Origin of the sequence: Alteriqipengyuania halimionae (assembly GCF_009827575.1) — a bacterium.
GTDB lineage: Bacteria > Pseudomonadota > Alphaproteobacteria > Sphingomonadales > Sphingomonadaceae > Alteriqipengyuania_A > Alteriqipengyuania_A halimionae.
In genome coordinates, this window is the sequence record NZ_WTYR01000001.1 from 714,727 (window position 1) to 731,664 (window position 16,938).

Genomic DNA, 16,938 nt, shown 5'->3' on the forward strand with positions numbered 1-16,938 from the left:
GCTCAGAACTCGCGGAATTCTTCCACCACTGTGCGATAAACCGGCTTCTTGAACGGGATGATCAGTTCCGGCAGCGAGGCGCGATCGACCCAGCGCCAGTCGGAAAATTCCGGGTGCGTATGCGCCTCGAGGTTCACGTCGTCGTCGGAGCCCGTGAAGCGCGCGCAATACCAGGTCTGGCGCTGGCCGCGATATTTGCCGCCCCATAGCTTGCCATGGAGTTCGGGCGGGAGATCGTAGAACAGCTCGTTCTCGGTCTGCCCGAGAATCTCGACATGCTCGCGGGCAATGCCGGTTTCCTCGTAGAGCTCGCGATAGACGGCTTCGCGGACATCCTCGCCTTCATCGACGCCGCCCTGCGGCATCTGCCACCAATCGCCTTCCTTGGTGTCGATCCGCTTGCCGACGAAGGCCTGGCCTTCGCCGTTGATCAGCATCACGCCCACGCAGGGGCGGTACTGGGTGGCGTCCTTGGACTCTTGGGTGTCGGGCGCGCTCATGCGATATGTCCGTGGCGGCGCAGCATCAGCTTCATCGCATCGAGCAACGCATGGATATCGCCCTGCGCGCTCGGGATCGCCTTGCGCAGCGTGGCGAAGCCGTGGATCGAACCGGGCGCTTCGAGATAGGTCGTATCGACTCCGCGCGCGATCAGGTGCTGGGCATATTCGCGGCCCGAATCGCGCAAGGGATCGAGCCCCGCGGTGATGACGACGGTGGGCGGAATGTCCTTCGCTTCCTCGATCATCGGGTTGACTCGATGGCTCAGCGGATCGCCGCGATATTGCTGGGTGAACCAACTCATTGCCGCGCCGGTGAGCAGGAAGCCTTCGGCGAAATCCTGGAAGCTTTGTGTTTCGGCCACGTCGCCCGCGACCGGATAGATCGGCGCCTGAAGCACCACCGGCACATCGGCTTTGTCCGCGCCGAGCGCATTGGTGGTCACGATGGTGAGATTGCCGCCCGCGCTGTCGCCGGTCACGATCAGCCCGGTGACGTCGCGGCCCAACTCCTTGGGTGAGCTCGCCACCCAGCGCGCTGCCGCTTCGCAGTCGTCGGGCGCGGCGGGGAAGGGGTGCTCGGGCGCGAGGCGATAATCGACCGAGATGACCGGCAGATCGAGCACCGCCGAAATCTCGGTGCAAAGCGAGTGGTAGACTTCCAGATCGCCGATCACAAAGCCGCCGCCATGGAGGAACAGGACCACCGGGCCTGGCTCGCGTGTTTCCTTCGTATCGTAGAAACGCAGCGGGATGTCGCCATCCGGGCCGGGGCAAGTGAGGTCGCGGATCACGGCAAGCTCGCGCGGTTCGGCTTCGGCGATCGTCCCCATCGCGCGCATCCCCGCGCGGCCTTCGTCGAGCGGGAGTTCCTCTACGCCGGGGCGCCCCAATTGTTCGAGCATGGCGAGGAATCCGGCGACATCGTCGCGCACGAAATGTTCGGTATCGGACATGGTATCTCCTTTATCAATTCAACCGCTCGCGCATTGTCGCGTTCCGCACAAGACTTGTTTGACGGCGCAAGGGAGAGCATAGGGACGGGCCATCTGATACGGGACATCCATGGCTACCGCTGCACTCCAATCCGACACCTCCGCGGCCCCCGATTCCATCGTCGTGCGCTTCGCCGGCGATTCCGGCGACGGGATGCAATTGACCGGCGGACAGTTCACGCTTTCGACCGCGCTGGCAGGCAACGATCTTGCCACCTTCCCGGACTTTCCGGCCGAAATCCGCGCGCCGCAGGGAACGCTGTTCGGCGTTTCGGCCTTCCAGATCAATTTCGGCAGCCGCGAGATCAACACCGCGGGCGATGCGCCCGATGTGCTCGTCGCGATGAACCCGGCGGCGCTGAAGGTGAACCTCGCGGCCTTGAAGCCGGGCGGTCTGATCATCGCCGACACCGGCGCCTTCACCAAGCGCAATCTCGACAAGGCGGGTTATGACAGCAACCCGCTGGAAGACGGCAGCCTTGCCAAGTTCGATCTGCTGGCGTTCGACATTTCCGCGCGCACGATTGAAGCGGTCGCGCCGTTCGGCCTCGGCAACAAGGATGCGCTGCGTTCGAAGAACATGTGGACGCTGGGCCTTGCGCTGTGGATGTTCGATCGCGATCGCACGCCGATCCACGATTGGCTGAAGGCCAAATTCGCCAAGAAGCCCGATATTGCCGATGCCAATATCGCCGCGCTCGATGCCGGCCACGCCTATGGCGAGACGGCGGAGATTTCCGGCCCGCTGAAGCAGGTCGAACTGCCTCCGGTGCCGAGCGAACCGGGCCTCTATCGTACGGTGACGGGCGCGGAATCGATCAGCCTCGGCCTCGTCGCGGGTGCGCAACTGGCCGAACTGCCGATGTTCTTCGGCGGCTATCCGATCACGCCGGCCTCGGCGATCCTGCATCATCTCGCGCGATTGAAGGAATTCGGCGTCACGACCTTCCAGGCCGAAGACGAGATTGCCGCCGTCTGCGCCGCGATCGGCGCGAGCTGGGCGGGGAGCCTGGGCGTTACCTCGTCTTCGGGCCCCGGCATCGCCTTGAAGACCGAGGCGATGGGCCTTGCTATCATGACCGAGCTGCCGCTCGTCATCGTCAATTCGCAGCGCGGCGGCCCGTCCACCGGCCTGCCGACCAAGACCGAGCAGAGCGATCTTTACCAGGCGGTCTATGGTCGCAATGGCGATGCGCCGATGCCGGTGATCGCCGCGCGCAGCCCTGCCGATGCGTTCGAATGCGCGATCGAGGCTTGCCGCATCGCAGTGCAGTACATGACCCCGGTGATGCTGCTGACCGACGGCTACATCGCCAATGCCGCCGAGCCGTGGAAAGTGCCGAACCCTGCCGACTACACCCCGTTCCCGGTCGAATTCCTGACCGAGCCGCGCGGCGAGCAATTGCTCCCCTACAAGCGCGACGAAAAGGGCTCGCGCCCTTGGATCAAGCCCGGCACGCCCGACATGATGCATCGCATCGGCGGGATCGAGAAGGACGCGGGGACCGGCAATATTTCCTACGATCCGGCTAATCATCAGCACATGACCGATATCCGCAAGGAAAAGGTGCTGGGTGTGGACGTACCAGATCAGGAGGTTTGCCGCGGCGAAACCTCTGGCAAGCTTGCGGTGGTCGGCTGGGGCAGCACCTACGGCCCGATCCACCAGGCGGTCGGTCGCGCGCTCAAGAAGGGCTGCGACGTGGCGCATATCCATGTCCGCCACATCTGGCCGCTGCCCGCCAATCTCGGCGAGCTGCTCCGCGGCTACGATCAGGTGCTGGTGCCCGAAATGAACACCGGCCAGTTCAAGACTGTGCTGCGCGACCAGTTCCTGATCGACGCAATTCCGCTCACAAAGACCAGCGGCCAGCCCTTCCAGATCGCCGAGCTGGAAGAGGCGATCGCCAAGTTCTTCGATGGTGTGGACGGCAATGAAGGCGGAGAGGTCGCCGCCAATGACCAGCAGTTGCCGAGTGTGGAGGCCGACCAATGAACGCACCCGTTAAAATCGAAACCACGCTCAAGGACTGGGTCACCGACCAGGAGGTCCGCTGGTGCCCGGGTTGTGGCGATTACGCGATCCTGAAGGCTGTGCAGCGCACGCTGCCGCAATTGGGCTGCGATCCGGCGAAGACAGTGTTCATCTCGGGCATCGGCTGTTCGAGCCGCTTTCCCTATTACATGGAAACCTACGGCTTCCATACGATCCACGGCCGCGCGCCGGCGGTGGCGACGGGGGCGAAGCTCGCCAACCCCGAGCTCGACGTGTGGCTGGTGACGGGTGACGGCGACGGGCTTTCCATCGGCGGCAACCACCTGATGCATGTGCTGCGGCGCAATGTGAACATGCAGATCATGCTGTTCAACAACGAGATCTACGGCCTGACCAAGGGCCAGTACTCGCCCACAAGCCGCGAAGGCACGCGCAGCCCCTCGACCCCGATCGGCAGCGTCGATCATCCGGCCAACCCCTGCGCCTTCGCATTGGGCGCGGGCGCGCGCTTCGTGGCGCGCGGGTTCGATGTCTCGAAGAACCTCCCCGAGGTGCTCACCGCCGCCCATGCCCACCAGGGCGCGGCGTTCATCGAGATCTTCCAGAATTGCATCGTCTACAACAAGGACGTGTTCGACGATTTCGCCGCCCCCAAGGGCGCCGAAAATCGCCAGCTCTGGCTCAAAAACGGCGAACCCATGCTGTTCGCAGGCGGCACCAAGGGTCTCGCCTTCGATACGGACAAGCTCGCCTTCACGGTGGTCGATGTGGAGAACGACGACTGGCAGGCCGCCGGTGTGCGCGTCCACGACGTCACCAATCGCGTGATGGCGCACCTGCTGGCCGAACTGCCGTTCGGCCCGTTCCCGATGCCGCTTGGCGTCCTCTACGACGATCCGGCCGCAACCTACGAAAGCGCCGTCATCGCAGAGCGCGAGAAATCGACCGCGGGCAAGGAAGCGAACCTAGCCAAACTGCTCGGCTCGGGCCAGACTTGGACCGTCAACGGCACGGCGCAGGACCCGCAGTAAGGGCCGAGAGGGGTGGACAATCTCACCCATTCCCTCGTCGGCGCGGTGATCGGGCAGGCGGGGCTGAAGAAAAAGACCGGGCTCGGCATGGCGGCTCTGATCATCGGCGCGAACCTGCCCGATGTGGATGCGGCCTGCTTTCTGTGGCTCGACGGGGTGGAGCACCTCGCCTTCCGCCGCGGGATCACGCATGGGCCGATCGCTTGGGTGCTGTTGCCGCTGTTGCTGGCGGGCGCGCTTTGGTGGTTCGATCGCTGGCAGGCACGGCGCGGAAAACGGCCCGAGGGGCGGCTGCCGGTGCATTTCGGCTGGCTCTATGCGCTGAGCTTTATCGGCTGCCTCACTCACCCGGCGCTCGACTGGCTCAACGTCTACGGCATCCGTCTGCTTGAGCCGTTCTCGCACCGCTGGTTCTACGGCGACGTGCTGTTCATCATCGATGTGTGGCTGTGGGCGATTTTGGGCATCGGCCTGTGGCTCTCGCTGCGGCAGGAGAAGCGCGGCCGGAATTGGCGGAGGACGGCGCAGATCGCGGGGGCGGTGGGGCTGGCATATATCGGCATGAATGCAGCGATTGCTGTCAAATCTGAAAACGATGCGCTGACATTCTACGATAATTACCCTGGTATTGATGCAATCGGCTCCCCTGTCCCACTGGCGATCTGGAAACGCGAGATCATCTGGTATGCTCCGGGCAGCGATGTCGAGACAGCATCGCCAGTGTCCGGTCAATGGACACTCGCTAGCGGGCTTTCGAAAGAAATGACGAGTCTCCAAGCTAAAGTCGTCTGGATCGAAGATGGCGCCGATCCGCCAGTTTCTGCAGTGGAGCTCGCTGTTGGTGATCGCCAACTCGCCGCTTTCATATTTTGGTCCAGAACGCCGTTCGTCGAGTGCAGCTCTGGTGGCAAAATCCTCGTTCGAGACGCGCGCTACTACGATCCGCGCGCGCGCGATCGCTTCACCGTCGCCATGCCCGATGTGGAATGCGAGCCGCTTCCCTAAGCGTAATTGCCGCGTTTTCGGCTCGCAACGACAACGACTATTCGGACGGATCCATCTTCTTCACCGTCTCGCTCTCCGCCGCTGCCTTGGCCGGGGCGTAGAACAGCGCGGCCGCCAGAAACGCCCAGCCAGCGCCGCCGAGCCAGCCCGCAATCACATCGCTGGGGAAGTGCACGCCCAGCAGCACGCGGCTGAAGGCGACCAGCGCCGACACCGCCATCGCGAAGCCGATCACCGTATAGCGCACCGAGTGGCGACGGCTGAGCGCGGCGAAGGCGATTGCCATGCCGATATAGACCACCGCCGCGCTGAAGCTGTGGCCGCTGGGAAAGCTCTCGCCGCCGGCATGGGTGAGGTGCGGCACGATTTCGGGGCGCTCGCGCCCGACGAGCAGCTTCATGCCGGTATTGGCGACCCACCCGCTCGCAACGGTAAGGGCATAGAGCACCGCCTCGCGCCGCAGCTTGAGGAACAGCAGCGCCACCACCGCCGCCAGCGCGAAAAGGTTGCGCAGGAACACACCGCCCAGCGCGGTGATGTCGCGTACGGTCTCCAGGACCCGTTCTGAACCGTGCAGTCCCAGATCCTCGCCGGTGCGGAACGACAACAGCACCCATTGGTCGATGTCGAGCGTCCGGCCGGTGGTGACCAGCCAGACCATGATCGCCCAGCCGGCCCAGCACATCGCGGCGGCGATCAGCGCCTTGGGCCGGTCGATCGCGAAGCCGCGTTCGGGCAGGCGGATCGTATCGGCAGTGGTGGAGGGGGGCGCGTCGGTTTCGGCCGATTGCCCTTGCGCGTTTTGTTTCACTTCCATGACAATCGGAACCGTGCGCGCGGCCTCCCGTTCCGAAGCAATGAGTTCACCCCAGATAGTGTGGCTGCGGCGCGACCTGCGCCTGGCCGATCAGCCCGCCTTCCATGCCGCCGCAGCACAAGGCCCGGTGGTTCCCGTCTTCGTGCTCGACGATGGGCGTGCGGGCGACCACGCCTATGGCGGTGCCTCGCGTTGGTGGCTGCACCATTCGCTTGAAAGTCTGGGCAAATCGCTCGGTGCGCGTCGCTCGCAGATCGTTCTGCGCCAGGGCGATGCGCCGCAGGTGCTCGCGGCGCTTGCCGACGAGGTTGGGGCCGGCACCATCCATGCCAATCGCCATTACGAGCCCTGGTGGAAAGAGGCCGAGGACGAATTGCGGGATGCGCTGGGTGAGGATTGCGAGCTCGTGCTGCATGACGGCAATTACCTGATGCCGCCGGGCAGTGTGACGACCGGTTCGGGCGATCCGTACAAGATCTACTCGCCCTTCGCGCGATCGATGCTCGAAGTCCTTCCTCCGCGCGATGCACTGGACGCGCCCGAGACGCTTCATTCTCCCGACAGCTGGCCCGAGAGCGACGAGCTTGCCGATTGGGATCTGCTCCCGACCGATCCCGATTGGGCCGCGGGCATTCGCGATTTCTGGACCGTCGGCGAAGACGCCGCGCATGAGCGGCTCGACTGGTGGGCGGACGAGGTGGCCGAATACGACGAGGGCCGCAACCTGCCCTCGCAGGACACCACCTCGCGCCTCAGCCCGCATCTGCATTGGGGCGAGATCAGCCCCGTGCAGGTCTACCACCGGATGAAACACCTGCGATCGGATGGTTGGCAGACCTTCCTGAAGGAAATCATCTGGCGCGATTACGCGCAGAACGTGATCTGCCAGTTCCCCGACTATGCGCGCGAGAGCTATCGCGATTACGACGAGCGCACGCTGTGGCGCAATCCGAATGCGGGCAAGCTGATCCGGCAGGACCTCGAATGCTGGCAGAAGGGCATGACCGGTTACCCGATCGTCGATGCCGGGATGCGACAGCTGTGGCAGACCGGGTGGATGCACAACCGGGTGCGGATGATCGCCGCAAGCTTCCTCGTGAAGCACCTGCTGATCGATTGGCGGTACGGCGAGAAATGGTACTGGGACTGCCTCGTCGATGCCGATTACGGCAATAACGGCGTAAACTGGCAGTGGATTTCAGGGACCGGGGTCGACAGCAACATGTTCAGCCGGATCATGGCGCCGCTGACCCAGAGCGACAAATTCGACGCTGCGGACTACATCCGCGAATACATCGCCGAACTCGCCGACCTGTCCGACGACGAGATTCACGATCCGGCGGACGACCGGCGGGGCGATTATCCGGTCAAGATGATCGGGCACAAGGAAGCTCGCGAGCGCGCGCTGGGGGCCTATCACGCAGCCAAATAGGCGGGTTTACGCAGCTGGCATGTCGAGGCTAGAGCGGCGTGATGCGCACGATTCTCCCGTTTGCCGCTGCGTTAGCGGTTTTGACCTCCCCTGTTGCCGCTCTCGACCTGCCCGAGGGGGTGCGCGCTATGATCGAAGCAGCGATCGACACTGGCGATCCCAAAAAGGTCGCGACAGTGATCGAACTGGCGCGCCGGACCTATCCCGAAGGCGCGGCCGAGATCGATGCGCTCGAAACCGCGTTTCGTACCGGTCAGGAAGCGGCCGCCCAACAAAGGGCGGAGCAGGAACGCCTCGCGATCGAGGAAGCCGGAATGTTCGAGCGCTGGGGCGGGAAGGGCCAGATCGGGGCCTTCCGTTCGACCGGCAATAGCGAGAACGTCGGGGTGACCGCAGCCGTGCGGCTCGAACGCGAAGGAGTCGACTGGAAGCATCTCCTGCGCGGCAATGTCGATTACCAGGAGACCCGCGGCATCACGACGCGCGAGCGTTTCCTGCTTGCCTACGAACCGCGGCTGCAACTGGGCGACAATCTGTTCGCCTACGGTCTCGGCCAGTTCGAGCGTGATCGCATTTCGGGCTTCTCGGGCCGCTACATCGCCTCGGGAGGGATCGGCTGGACCGCGATCGATAGTGGCGGCGTGTCGTTCGCACTGCGGGCCGGGCCCGCCTATCGCTACACCGACTTCATCACCGACGATGATCGCGAGCGGCTCGCCGCGCTTGCTGCGGTGGATTTCGACTGGAAGCTGGCCGAGCGCATTTCGATGACCCAGGATGCCAGCGCGGTGCTTGCGGCAGAGAACTCCACGCTGTCCTCGCTTACCGGCGTGGAATTCGGCGTGACCGATCGGCTCCGTACGCGGGTATCGTACCAGGTCGATTTCGAAAGTGATCCGCCAGTCGGCAAGGTCGATACCGATACGATCACGCGCTTCACGCTGGTTTACGACTTCTGACCCGATTCCGCTTCCCCGGCGGCGCGATGCGCGCTAGCCGGGGTGAATGGGCGACATTCTCGAAATCGAAGGGCTGACCAAGGTCTATCCCGGTGGCCTCAAGGCGCTCGACGATGTCGACCTAACGATCCGCAAGGGCGAGGTGTTCGCGCTGCTCGGCCCCAATGGCGCGGGCAAGACGACGCTGATCGGTGCGGTTTGCGGCCTCGTTCGCCCGACTTCGGGCACGATGCACGCGTTCGGTCACGATCTTTCGAACGACTGGCGCGCGGCGCGGCGGCGGATAGGACTGGTGCCGCAGGAACTCTCGACCGATATGTTCGACCCCGTCTTGCGCGCAGTGTCCTATTCGCGCGGGCTGTTCGGGCTCGCTCCCGATCCGGCGCGGATCGAGCAGATCCTGAAAAGCCTGAGCCTGTGGGACAAGCGCGATGCGAAAATCATGGCGCTATCGGGCGGGATGAAGCGACGTGTGCTGATTGCCAAAGCGCTGGCGCACGAGCCCGACCTGCTGTTTCTCGACGAGCCGACCGCGGGCGTCGATGTCGAACTGCGCAAAGGCATGTGGGCGGTGATCGACGAGATGCGCGCTCGCGGCGTCACCATCATTCTGACCACGCACTACATTGAGGAAGCCGAGGAAATGGCCGACCGCGTGGGCGTGATCAATGGCGGCCGGATCGTGATGATCGACGACAAGCATGCGATGATGAAGCGGCTCGGGCGGACCGAGGCGCATATCGAACTCGCTCAGCCCATGGCTGAAATACCCCCTGCCATCGCGCGCTTCCCGGTCGAACTGACCGAGGGCGGCACCAAGCTGTGCTATCGCGGCGGCGACGGCACCGGAAAAGGCAAGGCGGAGGTTGCCGACCTTACCAAGGCGCTGATCGCGGCCGGAATCGACTATATCGGCATCGACATCCGCGAAAGCAGCCTCGAAGACATTTTCGTCTCTCTTTTGGGAGAGAACGCATGATCAACTGGCGCTCTACCTGGTCGATCTACACCCGCGAATTGCTGCGTTTCCTGCGCACCGCATTCCAGTCGGTGCTCGCGCCGGTGCTCACCACCGCGCTCTATTTCGTCGTTTTCGGTGCCGCGATCGGTGGGCGCATGCCCGATCTCAACGGCGTCGATTACGGTGCGTTTATCGTGCCGGGCCTGCTGATGCTGACGCTGCTGGGCGAGACCACCAGCAATTCGAGCTTCGGCATCTACATGCCGCGCTTTACCGGCACAATTTACGAACTGCTTTCGGCACCCGTGGGCGTCGCGGAGACGCTGATCGGCTTCGTCGGGGCGGCGATGACCAAGAGCCTGATCCTTGCTGCAATCATCCTCGTAACCGCGCGCATTTTCGTCGACTATTCGATCGCGCACCCGTTGCTCGCGCTGATCTATATCATGCTGGTCGCCGCGGCGTTCAGCCTGTTCGGCTTCATCCTCGGCATCTGGGCCGACAATTTCGAGAAGCTCGGCATCATCCCGATGCTGTTCCTGACCCCGCTCACCTTCCTGGGCGGCACGTTCTACTCGATCGAGATGCTGCCCAAGCCGTGGGACACGATCGCGCTGGCCAATCCGATCGTCTATCTCGTCAGCGGGCTGCGCTGGACGTTTTACGGCAGCGCCGATGTCGATATCCGCATTTCGTTCGCGATCACGCTCGGATTCCTGGCGATCTGCGTCGCAATCGTCGCCTACATCTTCAAGACGGGCTGGCGACTGCGCGCCTGACGGGCTAGGCGGCGAGGCGATGACGCGCTTCGACTTCTCCATTCATGCCCGCGACGGTGCCGCGCGCACCGGCAAAATCGCCATGCGCCGCGGGACGATCCGTACGCCGGCATTCATGCCGGTCGGCACCGCTGCAACGGTCAAGGCGATGAAACCCGAGACCGTGCGCAAGACCGGGGCCGACATCATCCTCGGCAACACCTATCACCTGATGCTGCGCCCTGGTGCCGAGCGTGTCGCGAAGCTGGGTGGTTTGCACAAATTCATGAACTGGGATCGCCCGATCCTGACCGATAGCGGCGGCTATCAGGTGATGAGCCTCTCGGACCTGCGCAATCTTACCGAGAAGGGCGTCGAGTTCCGCAGCCATATCGACGGCTCGAAGCACATGCTGACTCCCGAACGCAGCATGGAAATCCAGCGCCTGCTCGGCAGCGACATCGTCATGGCGTTCGACGAATGCCCACGCGCCGACCGTCCGCGCGATGAGATCGCGGCGAGCATGGAGATGTCGATGCGCTGGGCCAAGCGAAGCCGCGATGCTTTCGATCAAGGCGGCGAACATGCCGCTACCTCGGCATTGTTCGGGATCCAGCAGGGCGCGCTCGACGAGGAGCTGCGCCGGCAATCGGCGGACGCGCTCGCCGATATCGGGTTCGACGGCTACGCGATCGGTGGGCTGGCCGTGGGCGAGGGGCAGGAGGCGATGTTCGCGACCCTCGATTTCGCACCCGGCCAGTTGCCGGACGATCGCCCGCGCTACCTGATGGGGGTTGGCAAGCCCGACGATCTGGTCGGCGCGGTCGAGCGCGGGGTCGACATGTTCGATTGCGTGCTGCCGAGCCGTTCGGGCCGCAACGGGCAGGCCTTCACTTGGAACGGACCGATCAATCTGCGCAATGCACGCTTTGCCGAAGACACCGATCCGCTCGACGATCGCTGTTCGTGCGACACCTGCGCGACCTACAGCCGCGCCTATCTGCACCACCTCGTCAAATCGCAGGAAATCCTCGGCGCGATGCTGATGACCGAGCACAATATCGCGTTCTACCAGCAGCTCATGCAGGCGATGCGCGATGCGATCGGGGAGGGGCGTTTCGCTGCCTTCGCCACCGATTTTCGGCGCGACTATCTCGGTTAGGCGGCCCGGTGCTCGCTCTTGTGCGGTTTGGTTTGCGCATCGAGCATGAGCCGTAGTGTAACGATATCGGTCGGTTTGCTGAACAGGTAGCCCTGCAAGTGGGTGCAGCCCATCTTGGTCAAAATCTCTTGCTGGTCCATCGTTTCGACGCCTTCCGCGACGATGCCCATATCCAGCTTGCGGCCCAGGCCGACCACCGCTTCGACGATCGCCCTCGCGGCGCGCGACGATTCGATTTCGGCGATGAACGACTTGTCGATCTTGACCTTGTCGAACGAGAAACGCTGGAAATAGCTCAGCGAGGAGTGGCCGACCCCGAAGTCGTCGATCAGGATCTGGATGCCGAGCGCGCGCAGGGCCTCGAGTTGCGCGAACGTCTCTTCGACGTTTTGCAGGACGACGCGTTCGGTCACCTCGAGCTGGAGGCGGTTGGGGGCGAGGCCTGTCTTTTCGAGCACCGCCTCGATATTCGCGACGAAGCTCGGGTTTCGAAACTGCAGCGGCGAGAGGTTGACCGCGACACGAACATGCTCGGGCCAGTGGCAGGCATCCTCGCAGGCCAGCCGGATAAGATGATCGCCAAGCCGATCGATCAGGCCTGTCTCTTCGGCGAGCGAAATGAAGTGATCGGGAGGCACAAGACCATGGGCGGGATGAGTCCAGCGGGCGAGAGCCTCGACGCTGGTGATCCGTCCGCTGGCGGTGGACATGATCGGCTGATAGGCGAGCCCGATCAGGTTCTGCTCCACCGCGCGGCGCAAATCGTGCTCCAGCTTGCGTCGATCGCGCACCGCGGCATCCATTCCGTCGTCGAAGAAACACGGAACCCCACGTCCGCGATTTTTCGCACGATAGAGGGCCAGATCAGCATTTTCCCTCAGCTTTTCCGTCGTCGTGGCATCGTCGGGGAAAATCGCGATCCCGATCGAAGCGCCCAGATGAACGGTCGCGCGCGGTGTCACCATCGGCTCTTCGATCCGGCTGATGAGGCGGTGGGCAAATGCTTCAGCCCGATGGCGCAGATCGTCGCCAATCAGGACGGCCATGAACTCGTCGCCGCCGATTCTGGCGGCAAAATCCTCGCTTCCGACGAGCGATTCGATTCGGCCGCCGACCTGTTTGAGCACGGCATCGCCCACCAGGTGACCAAACTGGTCGTTGACCGACTTGAAGCGATCGAGATCGAGGCTGAGCAATGCAAAGGTCTTGTTCGAGGCGACAAGGTCCCGGAGCAGATCGGCGAGCTTGGCTCGGTTCAGCAGGCCGGTCAGCGTATCGTAGCGGGCGAGACGATAGTTTTCCGCCTCTGTAATACGGGTCTTGGTAAGATCCTCGCCGATGCCGAGAATGAACTGATCGTCGCTTTCCGGCCCGGCCATGACCACGCGAGTGGTGCGGATATGCGAGACCGTGCCGTCGTCGCGTTCGAACTGACTTTCATGGACGAACGGTTCGCGCGATTGAATGGCGAGTTTGTCGCGGTTTTCGAACCCATCCCCCACGTCGGGAAAAAGCTCGGCATCGCTGTGTCCGAGCATTTGCTCGGCTGTGCGACCAGCCACCTTTTCCATCTTCGTGTTTACGAAACGGTATTTGCGTGTCTTTGCGTCCTTCACAAACAACATGACGGGCAGGTTTTCCAGGATGCCGTCAAGGAAAGCGCGAGACCGATTCTTTTCGTCTTCAAGCGCCTTTTCCCGGGTGACGTCGCGTATAATCGCGGCATACCCGCCATCGGGGCGATCGGTTCCCCACGGGGCAAGCGATAGCCTGGCGGGGAATTCACTGCCCGATTTGTGTCGAGCGAAGATTTCCAGCGCACTTTCATCGAGCGGCGTCGGACGACCGGCAGCGGCATCGAGAAAGACCTGCCGCTCTTCCGACCCATGCTTCTCGGATATCAGCAGACCGACATGGCTGCCGATCGCTTCGGATCGTGAATAACCGAACAACTGCTCCGCTGCCGGGTTGAGGAAGATGATCGTTCCGGCATTGTCGACCGCGAGGACGGCGTCGAGGCTGCTCTCGATGACCTTGCCGGCGATGTCACTGAATCGTCTGCGACGTGTCTGTTCGATAAGTTGCGCGGCAAGCATGGCCAGGCGTTCGAGGGTATCGATGTCGTTTTGGCTAAGCTCTTTGCGTGGCGTTTGATCGATGACGCAAAGGCTGCCCACGCAATAGCCCGATTTCAGGATGATCGGAGCGCCGACATAGAAACGGATATACGGGGCGTCGGTAACCAGGGGATTGGCGCTGAAGCGCTCATCCTGCTCCGAATCGAGCACCACGACCGGCTTGCGTGCGGCAACGGTGTGCGCGCAGAAAGCGTTGTCGCGCGAAGTTTCCCGCAATGTCAGGTTGTGGCGCGCCTTGAACCATTGGCGGTCGCGCGCAACGAAGCTGATTCCGGCGCTTTGCGCGCCCAATGTATCGGCTGCGATACGGCAAAGTGTGTCGAGCTCGGGATCAGGAGCGGTGTCGAGAATGGCAAGATCTGCCAGGGCGGCGAGGCGATCTGCCTCTCCACTCGTCAGCCCGTCGTCAGACTTGCTCTTCGCGCCCATCCTCCACTCATAGAACAGAACGGTTATCGAGTCGTTTACTGTGACGAATTTATCTCTCGTCGGCGTGAGCAGGCATTGCCGGACCAACGAAAAAGGGCGGCCCCGCAAGGCCGCCCTTCGTCTCTCGATCGCACTGGATCGGCCGGTAGACCGGCGATCGATCAGCGCGAATAGAATTCGACCACAAGGTTCGGTTCCATCGTCACCGGGTACGGAACTTCGTCGAGCTTCGGGACGCGGGTGAAGGTCACCGCGTCGTTGCCTTCGGGCGCGACGTAATCGGGGATGTCACGCTCGGGCAGGCTCTGCGCTTCGATGACGAGGGCCATTTCCTTGGCCTTGTCGCCCAGGGCGATCACGTCGCCGACCTTGACGCGGGCCGAAGGAATGTTGGTCTTCACGCCGTTCAGCTTGATGTGGCCATGGTTGACGATCTGGCGCGCGGCGAAGATCGTCGGCGCGAACTTGGCGCGATAGACGACCATGTCGAGGCGCTGCTCGAGCAGACCGATCAGGTTCTGGCCGGTATCGCCCTTCATCGCGGCAGCGTTCTTGTAGGTTGCCTTGAACTGCTTCTCGGTCACGTCGCCGTAATAGCCCTTGAGCTTCTGCTTGGCGCGGAGCTGCAGACCGAAGTCGCTCATCTTGCCCTTGCGGCGCTGGCCGTGCTGGCCCGGACCGTAGGAACGCTTGTTCACCGGCGAATTCGGACGACCCCAGATGTTTTCGCCCATCCGGCGGTCGAGTTTGTACTTGGCGCTCTTGCGCTTCGACATAAGTCTTTCCTTCGATTTGCTGGACCACCCCGCTGGCGGCCATTCAACCCGGCATCGCACCATCATGGCGTTATTCCATGATGCGGCCACCGCTTCACCGGGGTGCGGGGCCAATTCGTTCGACTTTATGGAAGTCGCGCGAAGCGAGGCGCCCATCTAGCAGGAAAGCCCTGTCGGTCAAGTCTCGACACTGCCACTCGACATGGGTCTCGACACGGGGCAGGGGAGCGCGATGGACGACGCTTTCAAACTGCCCGACGACTGCACCACCATGGCCGAGGTTCGCACGGGGGTCGATGCGACCGACCGCGCGTTGATGAAGCTGCTCGATCGGCGCTTCGGCTACATGCGCGCCGCGGCCCGGATCAAACCCAATCGCGATGCCGTGCGCGACGAGGCACGCAAGCGTCAGGTTATCGACAATGTGGTGGCCGATGCGCGCGCGGCGGGCATGCCCGAAGCCGCGCTGGAAGATATCTGGGATCGCCTCGTCGAAGCGTCGATCGCCTACGAAATGGACGTTTTCGACCGCACCCGCGGCTAAGCGCGGGCTCGGTCGCTCAATCGCGTCGTTCGGGCCGTGCGAGCGACGACAGCACACCGCGCAACGTCCGCATCTCCAGGTGATTCCAGCCCGGCTTGGTCAGCATCGTGCGCAAGGTGCGGCGCGTCGAATCGGCGCGGCTTTCGGGCAGGAAATAGCCGCGCGGCTCGAGCATGGCGGTCAGTTGCGCGAACATCCCTTCGAACTCCGCCTGCGGGGCTGGGGGCAGGGTGTCCTCCTGCGTCGGCTGGACCAGGTCACGGCCTTTCGACCATTCGTAGGCGCAGAGGATCACGGCCTGGGCGAGATTGAGCGAACCGAAATCGGGATCGATCGGCACGGTCACGATGGTGCGGGCAACGGCGACATCGTCGGTTTCCAGCCCCGAGCGTTCGGGACCGAACACGATTGCCGAGCGGCCCGGCTCGGCATGGATTGCGCGCCCCGCTTCTTCGGGCGTAATGACCGGCTTGGTGACACCGCGCTTGCGCACGGTGGTGGCGTAGACATGCGCGCAATCGCTCACCGCCTCGGCCAGGCTGTCGAACACTTCGGCGGTTTCTAGCACGTCGTCGGCCCCGGAGGCAGCAGGACCGGCCGCCGGGTTGGGCCAGCCGTCGCGAGGGGTCACGAGGCGCATCTCGGTCAGCCCGAAATTGCGCATCGCGCGTGCCGCCTTGCCGATATTCTCGCCCAGCTGCGGCCGGACGAGAACGATGACGGGCCGGTTATTCGGCGCCGACATCGCGCACCGTGCTCGCGAATTCCTCGAAATCGCGCGCTTCGCTGAAATCGCGATAGACCGAGGCGAAACGGATATAGGCGACGCTATCGAGCTGGCGCAGGCCGTCCATCACCATTTCGCCGATCCGCTGCGAGGAGACTTCGCTATCGCCCGCGGTTTCGACCTGGCGCTGGATGCCCGAAACGAGCTGGTCGATCTTCTCGCGCGCGACGTCGCGCTTGCGGCAGGCCAACAGCACCGATTGTTCGATCTTGCTGCGATCGAACGGTTCGCGCCGCTCACGATCGCCGTCGCCGCCGTTCTTGACTACGGTCACATCGCGCAATTGCACGCGTTCGAAAGTGGTGAAGCGCGCGCCGCACTGGGTGCACTGGCGCCGGCGGCGGATGGCCGTGTTGTCCTCGGTCGGCCGGGAATCCTTTACCTGGCTGTCGTCAAAGGCACAGAAAGGACAACGCATTTACGGACGCAATCGCTTGTACAGCATGATGCCCGCGCCCGCGACGCCGCCGATCACCGGACCGATGACCGGAAGAATCGCGCCGGCCACGGCACCCGCTGCCGCGCCGATCAGCACCGGCTTGGTCGAGGGGTGCTCCATGCCCTGTTTGGCCATGTCCGAAATCTCTTCCTTGGCATCGGGAATCAGGTCGTGATCCTGGTGGTTCTTGGGTTCGCGTTCGCTCATGA

The 16,938-nt window shown here is 63.3% G+C and carries 17 protein-coding genes; 9 read left to right on the top strand and 8 right to left on the bottom strand.

Annotated elements, in window-relative coordinates; translation table 11 throughout:
• Positions 1 to 2: 2 nt before the first annotated feature.
• On the bottom strand, positions 3 to 500 hold the full coding sequence (locus tag GRI68_RS03510; protein WP_160615922.1) for an RNA pyrophosphohydrolase: 498 nt from the start codon (positions 498 to 500) through the stop codon (positions 3 to 5).
• Positions 497 to 1,456, bottom strand: a complete 960-nt coding sequence (locus GRI68_RS03515; protein ID WP_160615924.1) for an alpha/beta hydrolase — start codon at positions 1,454 to 1,456, stop codon at positions 497 to 499. Before GRI68_RS03515 ends, GRI68_RS03510 begins: the two co-directional genes overlap by 4 nt.
• A 109-nt stretch (positions 1,457 to 1,565) precedes the next feature.
• On the opposite strand from GRI68_RS03515, the gene GRI68_RS03520 reads away from it, so the two are divergent.
• The 3 genes from GRI68_RS03520 to GRI68_RS03530 are packed head-to-tail and all read left to right on the top strand — an operon-like array spanning position 1,566 to position 5,527.
• Positions 1,566 to 3,491, top strand: coding sequence for a 2-oxoacid:acceptor oxidoreductase subunit alpha (locus tag GRI68_RS03520; RefSeq protein ID WP_160615926.1), 1,926 nt, complete (start codon positions 1,566 to 1,568; stop codon positions 3,489 to 3,491).
• On the top strand, positions 3,488 to 4,522 hold the full coding sequence (locus GRI68_RS03525; RefSeq protein ID WP_160615928.1) for a 2-oxoacid:ferredoxin oxidoreductase subunit beta: 1,035 nt from the start codon (positions 3,488 to 3,490) through the stop codon (positions 4,520 to 4,522). Before GRI68_RS03520 ends, GRI68_RS03525 begins: the two co-directional genes overlap by 4 nt.
• A 12-nt stretch (positions 4,523 to 4,534) precedes the next feature.
• Positions 4,535 to 5,527: a metal-dependent hydrolase gene (locus GRI68_RS03530; protein WP_160615930.1), complete on the top strand. Its 993-nt coding sequence runs from the start codon at positions 4,535 to 4,537 to the stop codon at positions 5,525 to 5,527.
• 37 nt (positions 5,528 to 5,564) lie between these two features.
• Here the strand turns inward: GRI68_RS03530 and GRI68_RS03535 are convergent, their stop codons facing one another.
• A complete protein-coding gene (locus GRI68_RS03535; RefSeq protein ID WP_160615932.1) occupies positions 5,565 to 6,344 on the bottom strand; it encodes a phosphatase PAP2 family protein in 780 nt (259 codons plus the stop codon).
• A 40-nt stretch (positions 6,345 to 6,384) separates the two neighbouring features.
• Here GRI68_RS03535 and GRI68_RS03540 point away from each other — a divergent pair, with 40 nt between their 5' ends.
• The 5 genes from GRI68_RS03540 (at position 6,385) to tgt (ending at position 11,616) form a co-directional block, all read left to right on the top strand.
• The gene (locus GRI68_RS03540) at positions 6,385 to 7,776 is read left to right on the top strand and encodes a cryptochrome/photolyase family protein (RefSeq protein ID WP_160615934.1); all 1,392 of its coding nucleotides are present in this window, start codon (positions 6,385 to 6,387) and stop codon (positions 7,774 to 7,776) included.
• 80 nt (positions 7,777 to 7,856) lie between these two features.
• Entirely contained in the window at positions 7,857 to 8,735 is an 879-nt protein-coding gene (locus GRI68_RS03545) for a DUF481 domain-containing protein (protein ID WP_234028702.1), read from the top strand.
• A 46-nt stretch (positions 8,736 to 8,781) separates the two neighbouring features.
• A complete protein-coding gene (locus tag GRI68_RS03550) occupies positions 8,782 to 9,714 on the top strand; it encodes an ABC transporter ATP-binding protein (protein ID WP_160615938.1) in 933 nt (310 codons plus the stop codon).
• A complete protein-coding gene (locus tag GRI68_RS03555; RefSeq protein ID WP_160615940.1) occupies positions 9,711 to 10,475 on the top strand; it encodes an ABC transporter permease in 765 nt (254 codons plus the stop codon). Before GRI68_RS03550 ends, GRI68_RS03555 begins: the two co-directional genes overlap by 4 nt.
• A gap of 19 nt (positions 10,476 to 10,494) precedes the next feature.
• A complete protein-coding gene (tgt, locus tag GRI68_RS03560; RefSeq protein WP_160615942.1) occupies positions 10,495 to 11,616 on the top strand; it encodes a tRNA guanosine(34) transglycosylase Tgt in 1,122 nt (373 codons plus the stop codon).
• Here the strand turns inward: tgt and GRI68_RS03565 are convergent.
• Together GRI68_RS03565 and rpsD are read right to left on the bottom strand one after the other, a co-directional pair.
• Positions 11,613 to 14,183 (bottom strand): sensor domain-containing phosphodiesterase, encoded by a 2,571-nt coding sequence (locus GRI68_RS03565; RefSeq protein WP_160615944.1) that lies wholly within the window; start codon positions 14,181 to 14,183, stop codon positions 11,613 to 11,615. The genes tgt and GRI68_RS03565 overlap by 4 nt on opposite strands.
• A 161-nt stretch (positions 14,184 to 14,344) precedes the next feature.
• Positions 14,345 to 14,959 carry a 30S ribosomal protein S4 gene (gene rpsD, locus GRI68_RS03570; RefSeq protein ID WP_160615946.1) on the bottom strand — a complete coding sequence of 205 codons (615 nt, stop codon included), beginning with the start codon at positions 14,957 to 14,959 and terminating at the stop codon, positions 14,345 to 14,347.
• A gap of 202 nt (positions 14,960 to 15,161) precedes the next feature.
• Here rpsD and GRI68_RS03575 point away from each other — a divergent pair, with 202 nt between their 5' ends.
• Entirely contained in the window at positions 15,162 to 15,503 is a 342-nt protein-coding gene (locus tag GRI68_RS03575) for a chorismate mutase (protein ID WP_407643323.1), read from the top strand.
• Positions 15,504 to 15,519: 16 nt separating this feature from the next.
• Here the strand turns inward: GRI68_RS03575 and GRI68_RS03580 are convergent, their stop codons facing one another.
• From GRI68_RS03580 to GRI68_RS03590, 3 genes are read right to left on the bottom strand one after another with little or no spacing between them, the layout of a single operon-like run.
• Positions 15,520 to 16,248 carry an RNA methyltransferase gene (locus GRI68_RS03580; protein ID WP_160615948.1) on the bottom strand — a complete coding sequence of 243 codons (729 nt, stop codon included), beginning with the start codon at positions 16,246 to 16,248 and terminating at the stop codon, positions 15,520 to 15,522.
• Positions 16,232 to 16,708, bottom strand: a complete 477-nt coding sequence (gene nrdR, locus GRI68_RS03585) for a transcriptional regulator NrdR (RefSeq protein ID WP_160615950.1) — start codon at positions 16,706 to 16,708, stop codon at positions 16,232 to 16,234. The genes GRI68_RS03580 and nrdR overlap by 17 nt, the downstream gene beginning before the upstream one ends.
• A complete protein-coding gene (locus GRI68_RS03590; RefSeq protein ID WP_160615952.1) occupies positions 16,709 to 16,936 on the bottom strand; it encodes a hypothetical protein in 228 nt (75 codons plus the stop codon).
• Positions 16,937 to 16,938: the final 2 nt, after the last annotated feature.